Below are 223 nucleotides of genomic sequence, written 5' to 3'. Positions count from 1 at the left end.
AACACTGATGCTTGGAGCCGCACCACTGCCGTCAGCTGTAAACGTAGCTGTCCAGACATTCGGGTTGGTTGTACTTTGGACCAGATTGCTCAGCGTACCGCCTACTGGCGTGATGTCATCAATATCAAAGCCACTGACCGCCTCGCTAAACGTAAAGCTGATTGTTGTCGATTCAGTCGCAGTGAGTGCAGGGTCCAGGGCCGTAATCACCAAGCCCGGCGCC

General features: G+C 54.7%; 1 protein-coding gene. It reads right to left on the bottom strand.

Going from position 1 to position 223, the window contains the following annotated elements; all coding sequences use genetic code 11:
* Positions 1–223, bottom strand: a 223-nt coding sequence (locus KNQ97_RS19180) for an Ig-like domain-containing protein (protein ID WP_253612639.1), incomplete at both ends; no start/stop codon positions are given.

It is taken from the genome of Acinetobacter sp. UC24323 (genome assembly GCF_024151445.1).
Classification (GTDB): Bacteria; Pseudomonadota; Gammaproteobacteria; order Pseudomonadales; family Moraxellaceae; genus Acinetobacter; species Acinetobacter baumannii.
Note: the sequence above shows the minus strand (reverse complement) of the source record. Positions and strands in the feature narration are given on the sequence as shown.